The 20,201-nt window shown below is 71.0% G+C and carries 22 protein-coding genes; 9 read left to right on the top strand and 13 right to left on the bottom strand.

All coding sequences use genetic code 11. The features are described 5' to 3' along the window. Positions 1-5: 5 nt before the first annotated feature. The 3 genes from ASG91_RS07520 to purM all read right to left on the bottom strand — a co-directional run bounded on the left by ASG91_RS07520 (position 6) and on the right by purM (position 2,348). Positions 6-515, bottom strand: a complete 510-nt coding sequence (locus ASG91_RS07520) for a hypothetical protein (protein ID WP_056922021.1) — start codon at positions 513-515, stop codon at positions 6-8. A 156-nt stretch (positions 516-671) separates the two neighbouring features. Continuing rightward, the gene (locus ASG91_RS07515; protein WP_056922020.1) at positions 672-1,163 is read right to left on the bottom strand and encodes a hypothetical protein; all 492 of its coding nucleotides are present in this window, start codon (positions 1,161-1,163) and stop codon (positions 672-674) included. 69 nt (positions 1,164-1,232) lie between these two features. Further along, positions 1,233-2,348: a phosphoribosylformylglycinamidine cyclo-ligase gene (gene purM, locus ASG91_RS07510; RefSeq protein WP_056922019.1), complete on the bottom strand. Its 1,116-nt coding sequence runs from the start codon at positions 2,346-2,348 to the stop codon at positions 1,233-1,235. A 96-nt stretch (positions 2,349-2,444) separates the two neighbouring features. On the opposite strand from purM, the gene ASG91_RS07505 reads away from it, so the two are divergent. Next, positions 2,445-3,317, top strand: coding sequence for a hypothetical protein (locus tag ASG91_RS07505; protein WP_056922018.1), 873 nt, complete (start codon positions 2,445-2,447; stop codon positions 3,315-3,317). Between the two features lie 66 nt (positions 3,318-3,383). On the opposite strand, the gene ASG91_RS07500 is transcribed toward ASG91_RS07505, so the two are convergent. The 3 genes from ASG91_RS07500 to ASG91_RS07490 all read right to left on the bottom strand — a co-directional run bounded on the left by ASG91_RS07500 (position 3,384) and on the right by ASG91_RS07490 (position 6,302). After that, on the bottom strand, positions 3,384-4,250 hold the full coding sequence (locus tag ASG91_RS07500) for a hypothetical protein (protein ID WP_056922017.1): 867 nt from the start codon (positions 4,248-4,250) through the stop codon (positions 3,384-3,386). Between the two features lie 219 nt (positions 4,251-4,469). Then, a complete protein-coding gene (gene purF / locus ASG91_RS07495; protein ID WP_056922016.1) occupies positions 4,470-6,014 on the bottom strand; it encodes an amidophosphoribosyltransferase in 1,545 nt (514 codons plus the stop codon). Between the two features lie 63 nt (positions 6,015-6,077). After that, positions 6,078-6,302: a hypothetical protein gene (locus ASG91_RS07490; protein ID WP_056922015.1), complete on the bottom strand. Its 225-nt coding sequence runs from the start codon at positions 6,300-6,302 to the stop codon at positions 6,078-6,080. Positions 6,303-6,382: 80 nt separating this feature from the next. Between ASG91_RS07490 and ASG91_RS07485 the strand changes: the two genes are divergently transcribed. From ASG91_RS07485 to ASG91_RS07470, 4 genes are all read left to right on the top strand, one after another. Then, positions 6,383-8,008, top strand: a complete 1,626-nt coding sequence (locus ASG91_RS07485) for a molybdopterin-dependent oxidoreductase (protein WP_056922014.1) — start codon at positions 6,383-6,385, stop codon at positions 8,006-8,008. A 178-nt stretch (positions 8,009-8,186) separates the two neighbouring features. Next, entirely contained in the window at positions 8,187-8,819 is a 633-nt protein-coding gene (locus tag ASG91_RS07480; RefSeq protein WP_056922013.1) for a fasciclin domain-containing protein, read from the top strand. 25 nt (positions 8,820-8,844) lie between these two features. Next, positions 8,845-9,441: an ECF RNA polymerase sigma factor SigK gene (sigK, locus tag ASG91_RS07475; RefSeq protein ID WP_235545468.1), complete on the top strand. Its 597-nt coding sequence runs from the start codon at positions 8,845-8,847 to the stop codon at positions 9,439-9,441. Continuing rightward, a complete protein-coding gene (locus tag ASG91_RS07470; RefSeq protein ID WP_056922012.1) occupies positions 9,438-10,220 on the top strand; it encodes an anti-sigma factor domain-containing protein in 783 nt (260 codons plus the stop codon). The genes sigK and ASG91_RS07470 overlap by 4 nt, the downstream gene beginning before the upstream one ends. Positions 10,221-10,325: 105 nt before the next feature. On the opposite strand, the gene ASG91_RS07465 is transcribed toward ASG91_RS07470, so the two are convergent. Then, positions 10,326-11,189, bottom strand: coding sequence for an LLM class flavin-dependent oxidoreductase (locus ASG91_RS07465; protein ID WP_056922310.1), 864 nt, complete (start codon positions 11,187-11,189; stop codon positions 10,326-10,328). A gap of 68 nt (positions 11,190-11,257) precedes the next feature. Here ASG91_RS07465 and ASG91_RS07460 point away from each other — a divergent pair, with 68 nt between their 5' ends. The 3 genes from ASG91_RS07460 (at position 11,258) to ASG91_RS07450 (ending at position 14,243) form a co-directional block, all read left to right on the top strand. Further along, positions 11,258-12,304, top strand: coding sequence for a zinc-dependent alcohol dehydrogenase family protein (locus ASG91_RS07460; RefSeq protein ID WP_056922011.1), 1,047 nt, complete (start codon positions 11,258-11,260; stop codon positions 12,302-12,304). Positions 12,305-12,322: 18 nt separating this feature from the next. Further along, on the top strand, positions 12,323-13,126 hold the full coding sequence (locus ASG91_RS07455; RefSeq protein ID WP_056922010.1) for a spermidine synthase: 804 nt from the start codon (positions 12,323-12,325) through the stop codon (positions 13,124-13,126). Between the two features lie 82 nt (positions 13,127-13,208). Then, positions 13,209-14,243 (top strand): Gfo/Idh/MocA family protein, encoded by a 1,035-nt coding sequence (locus tag ASG91_RS07450; RefSeq protein WP_056922009.1) that lies wholly within the window; start codon positions 13,209-13,211, stop codon positions 14,241-14,243. Between the two features lie 14 nt (positions 14,244-14,257). On the opposite strand, the gene ASG91_RS07445 is transcribed toward ASG91_RS07450, so the two are convergent. From ASG91_RS07445 to purS, 5 genes are all read right to left on the bottom strand, one after another. Further along, positions 14,258-14,650, bottom strand: coding sequence for a VOC family protein (locus ASG91_RS07445; protein ID WP_056922008.1), 393 nt, complete (start codon positions 14,648-14,650; stop codon positions 14,258-14,260). A 105-nt stretch (positions 14,651-14,755) separates the two neighbouring features. Then, on the bottom strand, positions 14,756-15,118 hold the full coding sequence (locus ASG91_RS07440) for a sterol carrier family protein (RefSeq protein ID WP_056922007.1): 363 nt from the start codon (positions 15,116-15,118) through the stop codon (positions 14,756-14,758). A 260-nt stretch (positions 15,119-15,378) separates the two neighbouring features. Beyond that, positions 15,379-17,694, bottom strand: a complete 2,316-nt coding sequence (purL, locus tag ASG91_RS07435) for a phosphoribosylformylglycinamidine synthase subunit PurL (RefSeq protein WP_056922006.1) — start codon at positions 17,692-17,694, stop codon at positions 15,379-15,381. After that, positions 17,691-18,362, bottom strand: a complete 672-nt coding sequence (gene purQ, locus ASG91_RS07430; protein ID WP_056922005.1) for a phosphoribosylformylglycinamidine synthase subunit PurQ — start codon at positions 18,360-18,362, stop codon at positions 17,691-17,693. Before purQ ends, purL begins: the two co-directional genes overlap by 4 nt. Beyond that, positions 18,359-18,619 carry a phosphoribosylformylglycinamidine synthase subunit PurS gene (purS, locus tag ASG91_RS07425; RefSeq protein ID WP_056922004.1) on the bottom strand — a complete coding sequence of 87 codons (261 nt, stop codon included), beginning with the start codon at positions 18,617-18,619 and terminating at the stop codon, positions 18,359-18,361. Before purS ends, purQ begins: the two co-directional genes overlap by 4 nt. Positions 18,620-18,831: 212 nt before the next feature. Here purS and ASG91_RS07420 point away from each other — a divergent pair, with 212 nt between their 5' ends. Beyond that, a complete protein-coding gene (locus ASG91_RS07420; RefSeq protein WP_082593988.1) occupies positions 18,832-19,248 on the top strand; it encodes a nitroreductase/quinone reductase family protein in 417 nt (138 codons plus the stop codon). On the opposite strand, the gene ASG91_RS07415 is transcribed toward ASG91_RS07420, so the two are convergent. Next, positions 19,249-20,157, bottom strand: a complete 909-nt coding sequence (locus ASG91_RS07415) for a phosphoribosylaminoimidazolesuccinocarboxamide synthase (protein ID WP_056922002.1) — start codon at positions 20,155-20,157, stop codon at positions 19,249-19,251. Positions 20,158-20,201 lie beyond the last annotated feature (44 nt).

Raw genomic sequence — 20,201 nt, 5'->3', positions numbered from 1 at the left:
TGATGCTAAGGGCTGGCGAGGCTCCGTGGGGCCCCGATCGACGCGGTCTGGGGCGCGACGACGATCATCGGGCTGGTGACCTGGCGCACGACCGGAGCGGTGTGGGCGTGGCTGGGCAGGCGCGGCTCGGGGTCGGACCCGTCCCAGCCGCCGTATCCCTCGAGCAGGGGCTCGGCGTCCGGATGGGTGGTCACCCGGTGGGCCAGGCGCTCGAGGGCGGCCTCCGTCAGCGCACCGGCGATGATGCCGGGGGCCTGCACCTCGGCCGTGCAGAGCAGCTCGGCGAGGCCAGCGATGTCGTCGACGGTGAGCTCGCGCCCGTTGAGGGTGCGGTCCTGGCTGGTCCGGAGGATGTGCGCGCGGATGAGGACGTCGAGCGAGGCGAGCGCCTCGCGGTGGACGCCGACCAGCGCATCCAGGTCAGCGGTGCCGAGCAGGTAGCGGTACTGGCGCACCTGCGGACGCTCCACCGGACCGACCGGCTCGGCAGGCGCGCGACGCTTGAAGATTCCCACGAGTCCGACGGTAGGCAGCACCGGTCTGGATCGGCTCACCCAGAATGCATTGTCGGACTCCTGCAGACGGATGAGGCGTGGGCGGCGTAACGGTGCAGAGTGGACAGCTCGAACACGGCAAACCGGTACGGATCCGCCCAGACGGGACGTCAGGCGTCAGACGCCTCCGAACGCCGCGTCCGGCGAGCTCGGTCCCCCGGTCGCGGTCCTGTAGCTGACGTGACTCGTCAGCACGTCGTGCCAGTGCTCGCCGAAGCCGCCGTCGGCCCACTCCGTCTCGTCCTTGAGGTCGGGCTCGGCGCCGTCCCACGCGGCATACCCACCGAACCGGCCGAACATCGCCTCGCTCAGGATGACCGCCCCGGCCAGCGGGGTCAGCACCGCTCGCGGACAGGCCGCCAGGAAGTCACCCGGCCGGCGGCGCTCCCCGAGCACGATGAGGTGGGCGAGCCGCCGCACGTCGTCGGGGTCGAGGCGCGCGCCGGCGACCAGGCCCTCCTGGACGGCCCGCAGCACGACCGAACGACGCGAGCGCCACATCGGCTCCAGGGCCTCGACGTGGCCTGCCTCGAGCGCGTCGAGGGGCGCGGTGCGCAGGAGGAAGCGGTACTGCCGCACCGTCTGGTCCTCGTCGTCAGGAGCCCACACAGCCCGACGGTAGCCCCGCGGGTCGCCGAGCGGAACCCGTTCGTGAGCCGGCCGGGAGGGACCCGTTCGTCAGCCGGCCGGGTGGTCCCCGACGAGCTGGACGGCACCGCCCTCGACGCCCTTGGCGCCGCGGACCACCTCGTGGGCGTCGTCGACGACGGCGTCCTCGGCTGCGGTCACCTCGCCCAGCGTCCACGCGGGTATGCCGCGTGCCTCCAGCTCGCGCGTGGCCGCGTCGACCTGGTCGGCCGGCAGCATCGCGACGAAGCCGACCCCCATGTTGAGGGTGCGCTCGAGGTCGGCGCGCGGGACCTGGCCGAGCGAGCCGATCGTCGAGAAGACCGCCGGTGGGGTCCAGGTGGAGCGGTCGAGCCGGGCGAAGACGGTGGGCGGGAGGACCCGCGCGAGGTTCGCGACCAGCCCTCCGCCAGTCACGTGGGACAGCGCGTGGACGTCGATCCCGTCGGTGCGGATGAGGTCGAGCAGGTCGGCGGAGTAGACCCGCGTCGGGGTCAGCAGCTCCTCGCCGAGGCTCTGCCCGAAGTCGTCGACATGGCGGTCGAGCTGCCAGCCCGCGGAGCCGATCACCTTGCGCACCAACGAATACCCGTTCGAGTGGAGCCCGCTGGAGCCGAGCGCCAGCACCACGTCGCCAGGCACCACGCGATCGGGACCCAGCACATCGGCATACTCCACGACGCCGGTCGCGGCACCGGCCACGTCGTACTCGTCGGGCTCGAGCAGGCCGGGGTGCTCGGCGGTCTCGCCGCCCACCAGGGCGACCCGCGCCTGCTCGCACGCGGCGGCGATGCCGGTGACGATGGCCGCGATCCGCTCGGGGACGACCTTGCCCGTGGCGATGTAGTCGGTCATGAACAGGGGCTCCGCGCCGCACACGACGATGTCGTCGACGACCATGCCGACGAGGTCGAAGCCGATGGTGTCGTGCCGGTCGAGCGCCTGGGCGATGGCGACCTTGGTGCCCACCCCGTCGGTGCTGGTGGCGAGCACCGGGTGGGTCATCCGGGCGATCGCCGAGGCGTCGAACATGCCGGCGAAGCCACCCAGGCCGCCGAGCACCTCGGGACGGGTGGCCCGACGGACGGACGCCTTCATCAGCTCGACTGCCTTGTCACCGGCCTCGACGTCGACACCGGCGGAGGCATAGGTGATCGGCTCGCTCACCCGCCCAGCCTAGTGCGCTCCGGCAGACGTATCAGACGCGGCCGTGGGACCCTCCTCTTCAGTGGTGCAGGGACCGTTCTCACGAGGGGATCAGCCATGTCCACGAGCTACCAGTTCGACCTCCTGCGCACCTACCGGTACCTGCGGCTGGCCATGGTGCTCCTGGTGCTGCTGCTCTTCGTCTCGGTGATGATGTACATCAACTCGGCCAGTGGCCAGATGCTCCAGTCGATCAGCGCCTCGTACTACACGCCGGTGCGCGCCGTCTTCGTCTCGAGCCTCTGCGCGATCGGGACCTGCCTGATCGTCTACCAGGGCAACACCGACGTGGAGGACGTGCTCCTCAACGGGTCGGGCTTCTTCGCGTTCATCGTGGGGTTCGTCCCGACCCGGCCGGAGGAGAAGTGCGTGTCGTCGGCGATCCCCCAGGACGTGCGCGACGCGATCAGCAACAACGTCACGGCGCTGATGGCCGTCGCCGTGGTCGCGTTCGTCATCGTGGTGGGGATCCAGGTGTTCGCCACACCGGACTCGGAGAAGGCCCTCTCCAAGGGGGCCGGGGCCGCACTGGCGTTCTCGGTCGTGGCCTTCCTGGGCCTGGCCGGGTTCTACGCCTTCAACCGGGGCGCCTTCATGTGCCACGGCCACAACACCGCTGCGATCCTGCTGTTCGTCGCCATCGTGGCGGTCGTGTTCGTCAGCGCTCGCGGCCTGGCCCGCAAGCAGGCCAAGGAGGACGGCCGGCCGGTGCGGGCCCACTTCTGGAACCGCTACTTCTGGGGGTTCGTGCTGATGGTCGTCTCGATCGCCGTCATCGCGATCACCGGGCCGTGGCTGGGCTGGCTAGACCACTGGGTGTTCTGGCTCGAGGCCGCACTGATCGCCCAGTTCGGGACGTTCTGGCTGACCCAGACCCTCGAGCTGTGGCGCGAGCCCCGGCGCGAGGACGCCCCCGTCGCCGGCGCCTGAGGGATCCTCGCCCTCCTCCCGGTTCGATGTAAACCCGCCGGGATTCACCGGCGGGTTTACATCGAATCAGCTGGCTCTGCGGTGCCCCAACGCTGCATGCGCGGCGCAGACCTGGTCCATGAACCGGTCCGGAGCCAGGCGCAGACCCATCAGCGTCATCCGTAGGACCCGATCGCCGCTGATCACCAGGGCGTTCTGTCGGAAATGGTCGTCGGTCGAAGCGACTCCCCACTGGTGCTGCGAACCGTCGATCTCGACGACCAGCCCAACGTCCTCCCAGAACACGTCGAGGTAGGCGCGCATCGCCCCCACCGTCCGGACCGCCTGTCGGGTGGGTTCGGGGAGGCCACGTGCGCGGCACAGCGCGGCAAAGTCCAGCTCCCCGAGGCTCTCCGCTCCGTTGGCGATGTCCTTGGCCACGGCGGGGATGAAGGCACGGCGGGTCCGTCCGCGGACAGCCTTGGCTGCCGCGACGAGCTGGTGACCGGTGACGAGTCGTTGCTGCACCGGCATCACCAGCACCAGCGCCGCCTGACGGTTGCTGACAGCCCAGTGGGCGGCTCGCACCGCTGCTACTGCGGGAGTGGTGCGCGGGACCCCCCCGGCGGCGAGCTCACCGTCGATCCGTCGGACCACCTTGTGCAGGACGAGGTCGTCCACCTGTGGCACGTGGGCGTTGTGCCGCACGGACACGTGGACCCGATCATCGTGGAATCCCGACAGCCCTGCCGCCTGCAGGGCAGTCACACCGTCGAGCACCGCGACGCGGATACCGAGCTCCCAGAGTGCCCGCCACCGACGAGCCTCGGGGCCGAGGGTGGACGTGTGCAGGGCAATCGTCTGGCGACCATGAGGTGCCCATCGCCGTGCCACGACCTGACGGGCGACGGCGTCGCGATCCCAGCCGTGGGCCCGCAGCTCCGCCCGGGACATCACCCCGTCCCTGGCCGACCGTCTGAGTCCGTCGAAGTCGGTCCGTGCTTGTCGGCGCCCTCCCCAACTCATCGCCCGATCTTGGCGAAGCCGCTCGGCCCAGCCGCCGACTTGTCCACACCCTCGCCGGTTCGATGTAAACACGCCGGAGATCACCGGCGTTTTTACATCGAACCGGGGGAAGAGGGGAGGGGAACCGGGGGAAGAGGGGAGGGGACGTCAGGGGCGGGTGAGGGCGTCCTCGGCGCCGCCGCTGACGCCGAGGGACACGCCCTCCACGTCGACGTCGATGGGCAGCGTCTCGAAGAGGTTCTTGCCCAGCCGGCTCGCGTCGGGCAGCTCCAGCGGGTACGTGCCGGTGAAGCACGCGGTGCACAGGGAGTCGCCGGGCTGCTCGGTCGCCGCGACCATGCCCGCCTCGGAGATGTAGCCCAAGGAGTCGGCGCCGATCGACGTGCACACCTCCTCGACCCCGATGCCCGTGGCGATCAGCTCGGCACGGGTGGCGAAGTCGATGCCGTAGAAGCAGGGCCACCGCACGGGCGGGGACGAGATGCGCACGTGGACCTCAGCGGCCCCGGCTTCGCGCAGCATCCTGACCAGCGCGCGCTGGGTGTTGCCGCGCACGATGGAGTCGTCGACCACGACGAGGCGCTTGCCCTTGATGACCTCGCGCAGCGGGTTGAGCTTGAGCCGGATGCCGAGCTGGCGGATGGTCTGCGACGGGGCGATGAAGGTGCGCCCCACGTAGGAGTTCTTGACCAGGCCCTGGCCGTAGGGGATGCCGGACTCCTGTGCGTAGCCGATCGCGGCCGGGGTGCCCGACTCGGGTGTCGGCATCACGAGGTCGGCCTCGACGGGGTGCTCACGGGCCAGGGTGCGACCCATCTCGACCCTCGACTCGTGCACCCCACGGCCGTTGATCGTGGTGTCCGGTCGCGCCAGGTAGACGTACTCGAAGACGCAGCCCTTGCGGTCGGTCTCGGCGAACCGCTGGGAGCGCAGGCCGTCCTCGTCGATGATGATCAGCTCGCCCGGCTCGACCTCGCGGATCAGCGACGCGCCGACGATGTCGAGCGCGGCCGTCTCGGAGGCCACCACCCAGCCGCGCTCGAGGCGACCGAGCACCAGCGGACGGATCCCCTGGGGGTCGCGGGCGGCATACAGGGTGTGCTCGTCCATGAAGACGAAGCAGAAGGCGCCGCGGAGCTTGGGCAGCAGGTCGAGCGCCGCTGCCTCCAGCGAACGGTCGGGGTCGTCGGCCAGCAGTGCCGTGACCAGCGCGGTGTCGGTGGTGTTGCCCCGACCGAGCTCGCCGCCGTCGGCCCCATAGCCCTCCGCACGACGTTCCTGGACCATGTCGCGCAGCTCCGCGGAGTTGATCAAGTTGCCGTTGTGGGCCAGCGCGACCGTCGACTCGGCATGTCCGCCGAGCGTGGGCTGGGCGTTCTCCCAGGTGGAGCCACCGGTGGTCGAGTAGCGGCAGTGCCCGACGGCCAGGTGTCCGCGCAGCGAGGCCAGCGAGCGCTCGTCGAAGACCTGGGACACCAGCCCCATGTCCTTGTAGACCAGGATCGAGCGACCGTCGGAGGTCGCGATGCCGGCCGACTCCTGCCCGCGGTGCTGCAGGGCGTACAGGCCGTAGTAGGTCAGCTTGGCGACGTCCTCGCCGGGGGCCCAGACACCGAAGACCCCGCAGGCGTCCTGCGGGCCCTTCTCGCCGGGAAGCAGATCATGCGAGAGCTGTCCGTCGCCGCGTGCCACGTGCCCCAGTCTCCCACAGTCCCCGGCCCCGACGTCCCCCTGTCCGGGCGCGCCGCACGGGGATCAGGTGCGTCGGTCGAGCAGCACGGCCAGGACGGCCGCCAGCAGCGCGAACAGGGCCGCGCCTGCCACCCCGAGGAAGAGCACGGCGCTGGTCACGCTGTAGTCGTGGCCGTAGGTCGTCTCGTCGTCCCGGAAGTACGCCAGCGCCGACCCGACCACGAAGCCGAGGATGGCTCCGGTCGCGATGAAGGCGACGAAGTTCGGGTAGCGGCGGGTGGGAGGCACGTGCTCACGCTACCCGCGTCACCATCCCGTAATGGGGTCGGGCACCCCATCCGTCAGGCGTGCGAGTACGAATAGCAGGTATGGAACACCACTCACCACCCGGCACCAACAGCCAGCGCGCCAGGTATGCCGTCGGCGGCGTGCTCGCGGCTGCGGCCGGCATGGCGGTGGGTCACCTCGTGGCGGCGTTCGTGAACCCTGCTGCGTCCCCCGTGCTCGCTGTGGGCTCGACCGTCATCGACGCGACGCCAACGCCCGTCAAGGAGTGGGCGGTCCAGAGCTTCGGCACCGCCGACAAGCCGATCCTGCTGGGCAGCGTCACCCTCGTGGTCGTCATCGCCGCCGCGGCGATCGGGCTGGTCTCCAGGACCAAGCCGAGCCTGGCCAACATCCTCGTCGTCGGGCTGGCCTCACTGGCCGGCCTGGCCGCGTGGTTCCGCCCCGCGTCGGCGCCCTTCGACATCGTGCCCGCGTTCGCGACGGCCATCGTCGGCGTCCTCACCATCACCGGCCTGCGGGCCCTGATCCCGAACCTGCCCACGCCCGGCGCCGTGACCAGGTCGTCCAGCTCGACTGCGGCCAGCAAGGGCGACTCCAGGCCCGAGTCGCCGCTGGACCACACGGCATACGCCAAGGGGTCGGCCGGCGCGCCGGCCCGTCGCAACTTCCTCCTCGGCGCCGCAGGGGTCACGGTCGGCGCCGCGACGCTGGGTGCCCTGGGCCACAAGCTCGCCGTTCCGGCCACCGACCCGGCCTCGATCGCCCTGCCCCAGCCGCAGAACACCCTCGAGGCGCTCCCCAGCGGACTCGAGGGCAAGGTCAAGGGCATCACCCGGTTCCGCACGCCGATCGAGGAGTTCTACCGGGTCGACACGGCCCTGGTGATCCCGCGGATCAACGTCGCGGACTGGAAGCTCGAGATCGACGGCAAGGTCGACAACAAGCTCACGATCACCTTCGACCAGCTGCTCACGATGCCCATGATCGAGAAGGACATCACCCTCAACTGCGTCAGCAACGAGGTCGGCGGCCCCTACATCTCCTCCGCGCGCTGGCTCGGCGTGCGGGTGCGCGACCTGCTGGAGCGCGCCGGCATCCAGGACGGCGTCGACCAGATCCTCAGCGAGTCCACCGACGGCATGACCATCTCGACCCCGATCGAGGCGCTGACCGACGACCGCGACGCGATCATCGCCGTGGCGATGGACGGTGCGCCCCTCCCCGCGCGGCACGGGTTCCCGGCGCGACTGGTGACGCCGGGTCTCTACGGCTTCGTGGGCGCCACCAAGTGGCTGACCAGGCTGACCGCGACGACGTATGCCGCGGAGCAGGCTTACTGGACCAAGCGCGACTGGTTGACCGACGGCACCGTCAAGACCCAGGCGCGGATCGACACGCCCGCAGGTCTCGCGACCCAGCCCGCCGGCAAGATCGCGGTCGGCGGCGTGGCCTGGGCCCAGCGCCGCGGCATCACCGAGGTCGAGGTCCGGGTCGACGACGGTCCCTGGCAGAAGGCCACCCTCGGCCCCGACGGCGGGACCGACTACTGGCGTCAGTGGTTCTGGGTGTGGGACGCCACGCCCGGCCGGCACGACCTGACGGTCCGCGCCAAGGACGGCACCGGCGCGTTCCAGACCGAGCAGCGGGCCGACCCGTTCCCTGGTGGCGCCTCCGGCTGGCACTCGATCGTCGTGCTCATCTCCTGACCCGGGAGCCCCCAACCCCTGCGGGCGCAGCTCCCCGTCGGGCCGTGAGCTCGTGGTGGCCGCATGCCGCTAGGACACGAATTCCCAACTGGCAGAAAAAGATTCGAAACGCCCAATCCGCCCTCTGGGCGGGTCCGAATACCGGGTGTCAGAGAGTCCACACCAAGGAGCCACCATCATGCGTCTCGCACGCCGCAGCACCATTGCTGCCTTCGCCCTCGTCCTTCCGCTCGGCCTGGCCGCCTGTGGGAACTCCGGTTCCGACACCACAGCCTCGTCCACCTCGTCCGCGCCCAGCTCGTCCTCGAGCTCGTCCTCCTCCACCACCGAGGACATGACGGCCAAGCCGTTCGGCGCCGGCTGCTCCGCGGTCCCCGCGGACGGCAAGGGCTCGTTCTCCGGCATGGCCACCGACCCGGTCGCCACCGCCGCCAGCAACAACCCGGTCCTGTCGACCCTGGTCACCGCGGTGACCGAGGCCGGTCTCGGCGAGACGCTGAACTCGGCCAAGGACATCACCGTCTTCGCCCCGAGCAACGATGCCTTCGCCGCCGTGCCGAAGGCCACCATGGACGCCGCGATGAAGGACCCCAAGGGTCTGCTCACCAAGGTGCTCACGAACCACGTGGTCCCCGGCAAGCTCACCCCGGAGATGCTTGCCGGCGAGCACAAGACCCTCGGCGGCGGCACCATCACGGTGACCGGCTCCGGTGAGTCGTTCAAGGTCGGCGAGGCCAACGTGATCTGTGGCAACGTGCAGACCGCGAACGCCACGGTCTACATCATCGACGGCGTCCTGCTCCCCGGCTGAGACCGAATCAGCGATGATGGTGCCCATGGCAGCAACCCCCTCAGGTCCTCAACCCTCCTGGGGTGGTGCTGCCGTGGGCACCGACCTTGCCGGCCTCCTCCGAGCCAGCGCCCAGGGTGACGAGAACGCCTTCGCCCAGCTGTACGACGCGGTGTCCGCCCGGATCTACGGGTTGGTGCTCCGAGTCGTGCGGGATCCGGCGCAGTCGCAGGAGGTCGCGCAGGAAGCCTTGCTGGACATCTGGCGCACCAGCGCCCGGTTCGACCCTGCGCGGGGCAGCGCGGTGAGCTGGATGCTCACCATCGCGCACCGCAAGGCGGTCGACCGGGTGCGGTCCGCGCAGGCGTCCACCGACCGCGAGGACACCTACGGCTCACGGAACCAGGAGCGCACCTACGACGAGACGGCCGAGACGGTCGAACGTCGCCTGGACGCCCAACGAGTACGCAGTGCCCTGGACTCGCTCACCGAGACCCAGCGCAGCGCGGTCGAACTCGCCTACCTCGGTGGCTACACGCACACGGAGGTGGCCTCCCTCTTGGGGGTGCCGCTCGGCACCGCCAAGACCCGAATACGCGACGGACTCATCCGCCTGAGAGACAGCATGGGGGTGCAATCATGAGTGCAGACATCCACGGACTGGTCGGTGCCTATGCAGTCGACGCCATCGACGAGCAGGAGCGCATCGCCTTCGAGCTGCACCTCGCCGAGTGCCCCGAGTGCCAGGCGGAGGTCGCCAGTCTCCAAGAGGCAGCGAGCCACCTGTCCCTGATGAGCGAGACCGCGCCACCCTCGTCGATGCGTGACTCCGTGCTGGCCGGCATCCGCCAGGTCCGGCCCCTCCCCCCTCTCGAGGCGCAGTCCGGTGGCCCAGTCGCCTCTGGGCCCGTTGGCGGTTCCTCGCCCACGGCTGACGCGCCGACCCGGACTGGGTCCAACGTCGTCCAGCTCCGCCCCCGCCGTCGGGTCACCGCGTGGCTCGCAGCCGCAGCCGCTGCCGCGGTCCTGCTCGTCGCTGGCATCAGCTGGAGCCCGTGGGACGACGGCACGGGTGGCACCGTCACCGAGCAGGTGCTCGCGGCCAGCGACGCCCAGCGCTACGAGAAGGTCATCGGTGGCGCCAAGGCGACCATCGTGCGCAGTGCCTCCCTGGGCAAGGCGGTCATCATCGCCGACCACATGCCGGCGGCGCCCGACGGCAAGGACTTCCAGCTCTGGCTCGACCAGCCCAACCGGGGCATGGTCAGCGCCGGGGTGATGCCCCACGGGGCGGCCGACACGGTGACCGTCCTTCTCGAGGGCGACGCTGCGACGGCGACCGGCGCGGGGATCACCCTGGAGCCGGCTGGTGGCTCTCCCGCACCGACGACCGCACCGGTGGCGCTGTTCAGCTTCACGTAGCAGCGTCACCTGACCCCACCCGACTTCGGGCCACTCGTGCCGCACCGCAGGGCCATCCGGCCCCTCAGGTGCGAGCTGGGTGGCCAGAAGTGCGTGGGGGCGCGCCTACCGGAGGGACGGCAGGAGGCCGGCGACCTCCTCCAGCACCGCCTCGCTGCCGGCATACACGCCCTCGGCTCTGGGCCAGTGCGTGACGACGTCGGTGAACCCGAGCTCGCGGGCCCGTCCCACCAGCTCGACGAAGAGCCCCACGCTCTCGAGCGAGAACCGCGGCGCCCCGTCGAGCGAGAGGTAGCGGTCCAGCGGCTCGGCCCGTCCGGCTCCCGCCTCCGTGGCGTCGAGCCGGGCCGACAGCTCCACGATCCCGCTCCACCACTCGTCGAGGGTGTCGCCGCCCTTGCCGTAGGTCACCCAGCCCTGGCCGAGCCTGGCCGCCAGCCGCAGCGACCGCGGCCCGTTGGCGGCGACCACGAAGGGCACCCGGGGCTGCTGCACGGACCCGGGGAGCGTGCGGGCGTCGACCGTGCGGTAGTGCGCACCGGCGTGGTCGACGTGGTCCTCGCGGAACAGCCGGTCGAGCACCTCGACGAACTCGTGGAACCGGTCGACCCGCTCCTTGACGGTCTGCTCCTCGCCCAGGATCCGCGAGTCGAGGTCACCGCCCGTCCCCAGACCACACAGGAGGCGACCACCCGAGATGTCTTCCAGCGCAAGGAGATCCCGCAGGAAGACATACGGGTGGCGGTAGTTGGGCGAGCTGACGAAAGTCCCGAGCTTGATCGTCGAGGTGACCGTCGCCGCCGCCGTCAGCGTGGGCAGCGCCCCGAACCACGGCGAGTCCGGCAGACCTGCCCACACCAGGTGGTCGTAGGTCCACGCGTGGTCGAAGCCGTACTCCTCCGCCCGCCGCCACAGCGGGGCGGCCTCGGTCCAGTGGTGTTCGGGGAGGATGGTGATGCCAAAGCGCATGCGGCGAGCGTATGCCGCGTGGTCACCACGCGGCATACCCCTCCTGCCTGCGTGGGAGGCTGGGAGGCATGAAGGCCACCATCCTCAACGCCCCCCGCGACATCCGGGTCGAAGACGTGCCGGACCCGACCATCGTCAAGCCGACCGACGCCCTCGTGCGGGTGACCGCCGCCTGCGTCTGCGGCAGCGACCTGTGGCCGTACCGCGGCATCAACGACGTGACCGAGCCGACGCGGATCGGGCACGAGTTCGTGGGGATCGTCGAGGAGGTCGGCGGGGAGGTGCGCGGCCTGCGCCCGGGTGACTTCGTGGTGGCGCCCTTCATGTACTCCGACAACACCTGCCCGCACTGCCGGGTGGGCATCCAGTCGCGGTGCTCGGCGGGCGGGTTCTGGGGCGGCAACGACCGGGACGGCGCCATGGTGGATGGCGGGCAGGGCGAGTACGTGCGCGTGCCGCTGGCCGACGGCACGCTCGTCTCGACGCGGGAGGTGCCGGACGACAGCCTCGTCCCGAGCCTGCTCAGCCTGTCGGACGTCATGGGCACCGGCTGGCACGCTGCGGTCGCCGCCCGGGTCCAGGAGGGTGACACGGTCGTGGTCGTCGGCGATGGGGCCGTCGGGCTCAGCGGCGTGCTGGCCGCACAGCGCATGGGGGCCGACCGGATCATCGCCATGTCGCGGCACGAGCCACGCCAGCGGATCGCCCGCGAGTTCGGGGCCACCGACATCGTGGAGGCGCGCGGCGACGACGCCGTCAGCGCCGTGAAGGAGCTCACCGACGGAGTGGGCGCGGACGCGGTGCTCGAGTGCGTCGGCACCAACGAGTCGATGTCCACGGCCATCGCGGCAGCGCGCCCGGGTGCGACGGTGGGCTACGTCGGCGTGCCGCACGGGATCGAGTACCCGGTGCGGGACCTGTTCGTGCGCAACGTCGGCATCGCCGGCGGCATCGCGCCGGCCCGTCAGTACCTGCCGCAGCTGCGCGACGACGTGCTGTCCGGGGCGATCAACCCGGGGCTGGTGTTCGACCTCGAGGTGCCGTTGTCCGAGGTGGCCGAGGGCTACGCGGCGATGGACGAGCGCCGGGCCATCAAGTCCCTCGTCCGGCCCTGACGGCGGAGGACCGACACGGTGCAGGACTTCCGGATCGAGGTCGACGAGCACGGCGGGAGCACGGTGCTCGTCGACGGCTATCCGCAGTCCTACGTGAGCCTCGACGACCCCGAGCTGCTGGTCTTCGGCTACGTCCAGCACCTCGGTGCCGTCCTCGACTCGCTCCCCGACGGGCCGGTCGCGGTGACCCACGTCGGCGGCGCCGCGATGACGCTGCCCCGCTACGTGCAGGCGACCCGGCCGGGCTCGCCACAGATCGTCCTCGAGCCCGACGCCCCTCTCACCGAGCGGGTGCGGAAGGAGCTGCCCCTCCCCCGGGGCCACCGGATCCGCGTGCGTCCCCAACCGGGGCGCGAGGGCGTCACGGCCCTCAAGGACGCGAGCGCTGACGCCATCGTGGTCGACGCGTATGCCGAGAGCCAGGTGCCAGCCGACCTCACCAGCTCCGAGTGGTTCGCCGAGGCGGCGCGGGTGCTGCGGCCGGGTGGGGTGCTGGCCATGAACGTGGCCGACGAGCCCGACCACCGGCACGCGGCGCGGGTGCTGGCCGGTCTGGCCCAGCACCTGCCCCACACCGCCGCCATCGCGCAGGTCGACATCTGGAAGCGACGGCGGTTCGGCAACCTCGTGCTGGTCGGGTCGCGACAGCCGCTCCTCCTGGGTTCGATCATCCGCACCGTAGCGAGAGGCGCCTTTCCCAGCACGGTGTTGGAGGGCGGCGCCCTGGCGCGGGCGCTGGGCTCAGGGCGGCCGTTCACCGACACCGACGCGGCGCCCTCGCCCCGGCCGCCGACCGCGCCCGGCGAGTGGCGGATCCGCTGACCGAGCCGCGAGCAGTGCCGCTCGGCTGACACCTGATGGGACGGCCGGTGCGCATCCCGCTCCGAGCGCCGATGATGGGCCGATGCCTTCGCTGACGCTGCCCACGCCTCGCACCCCGGACCCGCACGACGCTCCGGCCCTGCGCTGGGGGATCCTGGCGCCCGGCGGGATCGCCCACTCGTTCGCCACCGCCCTGCGCGCGGCATCCGGGCAGCAGCTCCAGGCCGTCGCGTCCCGGAGCCTGCCGCGCGCCCAGGCGTTCGCCGACGAGTTCGGGGTCACGGCGGCATACGGGGCCTATGACGAGCTGGTCGCCGACCCGGACGTCGACGTGGTCTACGTCGCGTCCCCGCACTCCGAGCACCGCGCCCAGGCGATGCTCGCGACAGCTGCTGGCAAGCCGGTGCTCGTCGAGAAGGCCTTCGCCCGCAACGCCACCGAGGCCCGCGAGATCTTCGAATCCGCGTCTGCTGCTGGCGTTTTCGCCATGGAAGCGATGTGGACCCGGTTCCTTCCGCACATCGACGTCGTACGTCGGTGTCTCGAGGACGGTCTCCTCGGCGAGGTCCACACCGTGCACGCCGACCACGGGCAGCGCCTCTACCCCAACGGACCCGCACGGCTGTCGGAGCCCTCGCTCGCAGGCGGCGCGATGCTCGACCTCGGGATCTACCCCGTGTCGTTCGCCCACTTCGTGCTCGGCGACTTCGTCGACGTGACCGCCAGTGGTCGACGCACCGACAAGGGCGTCGACTCGCAAGCCTCGATCGGGGTCACCAGCAGTCGCGGGGCCATGGGCGTGCTCGGCACGACCATGCTGACGAAGACGCCCACGACGGCAGCCGTGTGCGGTACCGAGGCCCGCCTGGAGATCGACGGCGACTTCTACGCCCCGAAGGCCGTCGTCCGGCTGGTCGGGAACGACGGGACCGAGCTCGACCGGTTCACCAACGCGGACACCCAGCACGGGCTGCACTTCGAGGCTGCGGAGGTGGCCCGCCAGGTCAGCGCCGGGGCGAGCGAGTCACCGCTCCTGCCGTGGGCCGAGACGCTCACGATCATGGACGCACTCGATGACGTCCGTGCCCAGATCGGCGTCCGCTTCCCCGGCGAGTAGCCCGGGGCGAGCACCTAGAAGGTGTCGCCGCGGCGCCAGGCCATCTCCTGCAGCTCGAACGAGTTGCCGTCGGGGTCGGCGAACTCCGCGCCCTTGACCCCACCCCCGAAGTCGTGGACCTCGCTGACCTCGACCCCGCGCGCGACCAGCTCGGCCCGGGCCGCCTCGATGTCCTCGACGACCAGGTGCAGACCTCGGATGCTGCCTGGCTCACCCTGGTAGACCTCGAGCCCCGTCCCGAAGCCGATCGAGCAGCCCGAGCCCTCGGCGGTGAGCTGGACGACCCGGATGCCCTCGGCGGGCTGAACGTCGACGTCCTTCGTGAAGCCCAACGTGCCCTCGTAGAACGCGATGGACCGCTCGACGTCGGCGACGGGCAGCGGGACCAGTTCCAGCTTCATCTGCATGGGTCGACCCTTCTCGGAGTGTTCGGCTGCGGCTGATCGTCGCACGACCCGGCGTCGATTCGTGCCGGGCGGGGTGCGGGGTGCGGGCGTGGGTGCGGGCGCGGGTCAGGCGAGTGGGAGGTATGCCGCGAGGTCGGCCCGGTGGCCGCTCACCCGGAGCGTGCCGGACTCCCAGGCGCCGTCCCAGGTCAGCGCGCCGGTGGCCACCGCGAGCCAGGTCTGGGCGTCGGTCTCGACGACGTTCGGGGGCGTGCCCCGCGTGTGGGTCGTGCCGGTGATGCACTGGACCGCCCCGAACGGCGGGACGCGCACCTCGACGCTGCGCCCCGGCGCGACGACGGAGAGCTCCTCCAGCGTGTAGCGCACGGCGGTGGCCAGGTCAGCCCGGTCGGTTTCCGACCCGTTGGCCCGCCAGACCGACACCGCGGCACGTCCGGCGGCGACGGGAACTCGGCGGCGCGGCGGCATACCGGCATCGTCGCACGGCCGACCCACACTCGATGACGCGCGGCACTGTGAGCTGTTCGGCCTACGAGAATGGGTACTTCTACCCATGGCGGGTGTCGGAGCCCCGACGTACTGTTCAAGGCGGGGACACACAGGGGACGAACGGCCCGGGCGCGCGGGGGATGCGCGACCGGGCCGCTCGCATGTTCCGGCCCTGTCTCCGGTTCGAGGTGATCCACGACCGGAATCCGCTCGCGGATCACCTCGAACCGGAGCGGCGGTCAGCCGCCGAAGACGTCCCGCATGGTCGCGGTGTGCGCCGTGCGCAGCTCGTCGAGCGAGACCGTGAACTGGCCCTGGACGTCGAGGCCGTCGGTCTCGTCGTCCACCACCCCGATCCGGGCGTGGACCTGGCCGCGCGCGGTGCACATGTCGGTGAACCGCACCTCCTCCGAGCGGGGCACCGACACGACGACGCGCGCGGTGGACTCGCTGAAGAGGGCGGTGAACGCGTCGATGCCGTCGCGCTCGCACACCGCGTCGAGCCAGATCCGGGCGCCGGTGCCGTAGCGCATGGTCGCCTCGGCCAGCCCGATCGCCAGACCACCGTCGGACAGGTCGTGGGCCGCGTCGACGAGGCCGTCGCGGCTGGCGTTGACGAGGATCTCGCCGAGCAGCTGCTCCGCGCCCAGGTCTACGACCGGCGGCAGACCGCCGAGGTGACCGTGCACGACGTGCGCCCACTCGCCACCGGCCAGCTCGTTGCTGGTGGTGCCGAGCAGGTAGATGACCTGTCCGGGCGTCTTCCACCCCGAGGGGGTGCGCCGGGCGACGTCGTCCATGACCCCCAGCACGCCGATGACGGGCGTCGGGTGGATCGCGACATCGCCGGTCTGGTTGTAGAAGCTGACGTTGCCGCCGGTGACGGGGATGCCCAGGGTCTTGCAGCCCTCGGCGATGCCCTTGACCGCCTCGCGGAACTGCCACATCACGCCCGGGTCCTCCGGCGAACCGAAGTTGAGGCAGTCGGTCACGGCCAGCGGGGTCGCCCCGGCCGTCGCGACGTTGCGGTAGGACTCGGCCAGCGCGAGCTGCGCCCCGGCGTAGGGGTCGAGCTTGGCGAACCGACCGTTGCAGTCGGTCGACACCGCCACACCGCGACCGGTCTCCTCGTCGACGCGCACCACACCCGCGTCGTCGGGCATGGCGAGCGCGGTGTTGCCGAGCACGTAACGGTCGTACTGGTCGGTGACCCACGACTTGTCGCACAGGTTCGGGGAGGCGAGCAGGGTGAGCAGGTCGGACTTGAGCCCGAGGCCGTCCACGGGACGTCCGAGCGTGTCGGTGCCGTTGTCCTGCAACGCATCGAGGTATGCCGGCCGCTCCAGAGGGCGGTGGTAGGTCGGGCCCTCGTGGGCAACCGACCGCGGCGGGACGTCGACGATGACCTCGCCGTGCCAGGTGATGACGAGGTGGTCCCCGTCCGTCACCTCACCGAGCACAGTGGCCTCGACGTCCCAGCGGTCGGTGATCGCCATGAACTCGTCGAGCTTGCCGGGCTCGACGACGGCCATCATGCGTTCCTGGCTCTCCGACATGAGGATCTCCTCAGGTCGCAGCGAGGCGTCGCGCAGGGGCACCCGGTCGAGCTCGATCTGCATGCCGCCGTCGCCGTTGGACGCCAGCTCACTGGTGGCGCAGGACAGGCCCGCACCGCCGAGGTCCTGGATCCCGTCGACCACGTGCGCGGCATACAGGTCGAGGCAGCACTCGATGAGCACCTTCTCCGCGAAGGGGTCGCCGACCTGCACCGCGGGGCGCTTGGTCGGGCCACCCTCGTCGAACGTCTCGGAGGCCAGCACCGAGACGCCGCCGATGCCGTCGCCACCGGTCTTGGCGCCGAACAGGATCACCTTGTTGCCGACCCCGGAGGCCTTGGCGAGGTGGATGTCCTCGATGCGCATGGCGCCGATGCAGAGCGCGTTGACGAGCGGGTTGCCCTGGTAGCAGTCGTCGAAGACGACCTCGCCACCGATGTTCGGCAGGCCGATGCAGTTGCCGTAGCCACCGACACCCGCGACCACGCCAGGGAGCACGCGCTGCGTGTCGGGGTGGTTGAGGTTGCCGAACCGCAGCGGGTCCATGATCGCGATCGGGCGGGCACCCATGGACATGATGTCGCGGATGATGCCGCCGACCCCCGTGGTGGCGCCCTGGTAGGGCTCGACGTAGGACGGGTGGTTGTGCGACTCGACCTTGAAGGTCACCGCCCAGCCGTCGCCGATGTCGACGACGCCGGCGTTCTCGCCGATGCCGACGAGGAGCTTCTCGCGCATCTCGTCGGTGGTGTTCTCGCCCCAGAGGGAGAAGTGCACCTTGGAGGACTTGTAGGAGCAGTGCTCCGACCACATCACCGAGTACATCGCCAGCTCGGCGCTGGTCGGCCGCCGACCGACGATCTCGCGGATGGTGGCGTACTCGTCGGCCTTGAGCCCGAGCTCGACCCACGGCTGGTCGACGTCGGGGGTCTGCGCCGCGTGGGCGACCGTGTCGAGGACGGGCTTGTCGACCTGGGCGGTCGTGGGGTGCGCAGTCATGCGGTGGCCAGTGCCTTCAGGACGGAGGTGAAGAACGGGAGCCCGTCCGTCGAGGGGCCGTAGCCCTCCTCGATGGCGTGCTCGGGGTGGGGCATCAGGCCCACGATGTTGCCGCGGTCGTTGGTGATGCCCGCGATGGCGCGGTATGAACCGTTGGGGTTGTCCCCGGCATACCGGAAGACCACCCGACCCTCGCCCTCGAGCTCGTCGAGCGTGCGCTCGTCGGCCACGAAGCCACCCTCGCCGTTCTTGAGGACGATGGTGATCTCCTGGCCGGCCTCGAAGTCGGAGGTCCAGGCGGTGGCGGCGTTCTCGACGACCAGGCGCTGGTCGACGCAGTTGAACTTGCGGTGGTCGTTGCGGATCAACGCGCCCGGGAGGAGGTGCGACTCGCAGAGCACCTGGAACCCGTTGCAGATCCCGATCACCGGCAGGCCACCCTGGGCGGCGGGGATCAGCGCGTCCATGACGGGGGCGAAGCGGGCGATCGCACCGCAGCGGAGGTAGTCGCCGTAGGAGAAGCCTCCGGGAAGGATGACCGCGTCGACGCCCTTGAGGTCGGCGTCGCCGTGCCACAGCGTGACCGCCTCGGCGCCGACGGCGCGCACGGCGCGAGCCGCATCACGGTCGTCGAGCGAGCCCGGAAAGGTGACGACCCCGACCTTCACTGGTCGGGGTCCTCGGATGCCCGGACGCTCACGACGTCCTCGATGACGGGGTTGGAGAGCAGCTTCTCGGCCGCCTCCGCCGCCGCTGCGAGGTGCTCGTCGGTCACCTCGCCGTCGACCGTGAGGACGAAGCGCTTGCCCTGCCTCACGTCGGTGAACTGCTCGAAGCCGAGCCGGGGAAGAGCCCCGTTCACGGCCTGCCCCTGGGGGTCGAGGATCTCTGGCTTCAACATGACGTCGATGACGACGTGGCCCATTCGGGTGTCTCCTGGGTTGCAGCGGGGTGGTGCGGGGAAGGGAGCACGCGCAGTCTATCCGCGCCCGGGCGGTGGGTATGCCGCGCGGTCACCTCCCGGACGGACGAGGCTGAACTCGAGCGAAACCCCCTCGGACCGGTCACCGTCCCGGGTCGACCACCCGGTGGCTCGACGCCCTTTCCCGCGGCCCCGCCGAGCGGGACACTCGAGTCATGTCGATGGCGCAACGATCGACCCGCATCGGCGCATGGATGTACCGCCGCCTGAACGGTCGCGCCATGGGCGGCACGGAGGCCGCACCCGTCGTCATGCTGACCACCGTCGGGCGGCGCAGCGGCACCCCGCACTCGACCTGCGTCCGGGCGATCCGGCGGCCGGGCGGCTACCTGGTGTGGGGCACCGGGTCGGGCAGCCCGCGTGACCCCGACTGGTTCCGGAACCTGCGGGCGGCGGGCGAGACCGAGCTGCAGGTCCGCACCGAGTGCCTGCCGGCCTCGGCGCGCGAGCTGCACGACGGCGAGCGGGACGAGGCGTGGAACGACGTCATCCTGGCCACGCTCCCAGGGGTGGCGAAGTACGCCCGCAAGGCTGGGCGAACCATCCCCGTGGCGATGCTGACTCGCCGCTGATCAGGCCGAGAACGTCCGTCCCGTCAGCCGCTCGTAGGCCTCGACGTACTTGGCGCGGGTGCGCTCGAGGACGTCGCCGGGCAGGGGCGGCGGGGCCTCGCCGGAGGACTTGTCCCACCCGCTCGCGGGCGAGATCAACCACTCGCGCACGAACTCCTTGTCGAAGGACGGCTGGGTGTGGCCGGGCTCCCACTGGTCGGCCGGCCAGAACCTCGACGAGTCGGGGGTGAGGACCTCGTCGGCCAGCACCAGCTCGTCGCCCTCGATCCCGAACTCCACCTTGGTGTCGGCGATGAGGATGCCGCGGTCGGCCGCGATCTCGTTGCCACGGGCGAGGATCCGGGTGGTCAGGTCGCTGGCGCGCTGGGCGGCGCGCGCGCCCACGGCAGCCACGACATCGGCATACGGCATCGGCTGGTCGTGCTCGCCCACGGGCGCCTTCGTCGACGGCGTGAAGATCGGCTCGGGGAGCCGTGAGCCGTCGACCAGGCCGTCGGGCAGCTGCACCCCGCTGACGTGGCCGTCGGCCTGGTACTCGCGGAGACCGCCGCCGGTGAGGTAGGCGCGGGCCACGCACTCGACCGGCAGCATCTCGAGCCGTCGCACCAGCACCGCACGGCCCGCCACCTCGGCGGGCACGTCGGTCGAGACGACGTGGTTGGGGACGAGGTCCTCCAGCTGCTCGAACCACCAGAGCGACAGCTGGGTCAGGACCGCGCCCTTGTCGGGGATCGGGGTCTCGAGGATGAAGTCGAAGGCCGAGAGCCGGTCGCTGGCGACGAGCAGCAGCTGGTCGTCGCGGGGCGCGCCGGAGGCGTCGAGGGGGGCGTAGAGGTCGCGGACCTTGCCCGAGTAGACGTGGGCGTAGCCGGGGAGGTCGACGGGCGCGCCGGGCTGGGAGGACGTCATGGCCGACATCCTCCCAGCCGTCGTCCACCTGTTGCCGCCTGGTG

Source organism: Phycicoccus sp. Soil802, from assembly GCF_001429605.1.
Classification (GTDB): domain Bacteria; phylum Actinomycetota; class Actinomycetes; order Actinomycetales; family Dermatophilaceae; genus Pedococcus.
This window is presented reverse-complemented; position numbering and strand designations above follow the sequence as displayed.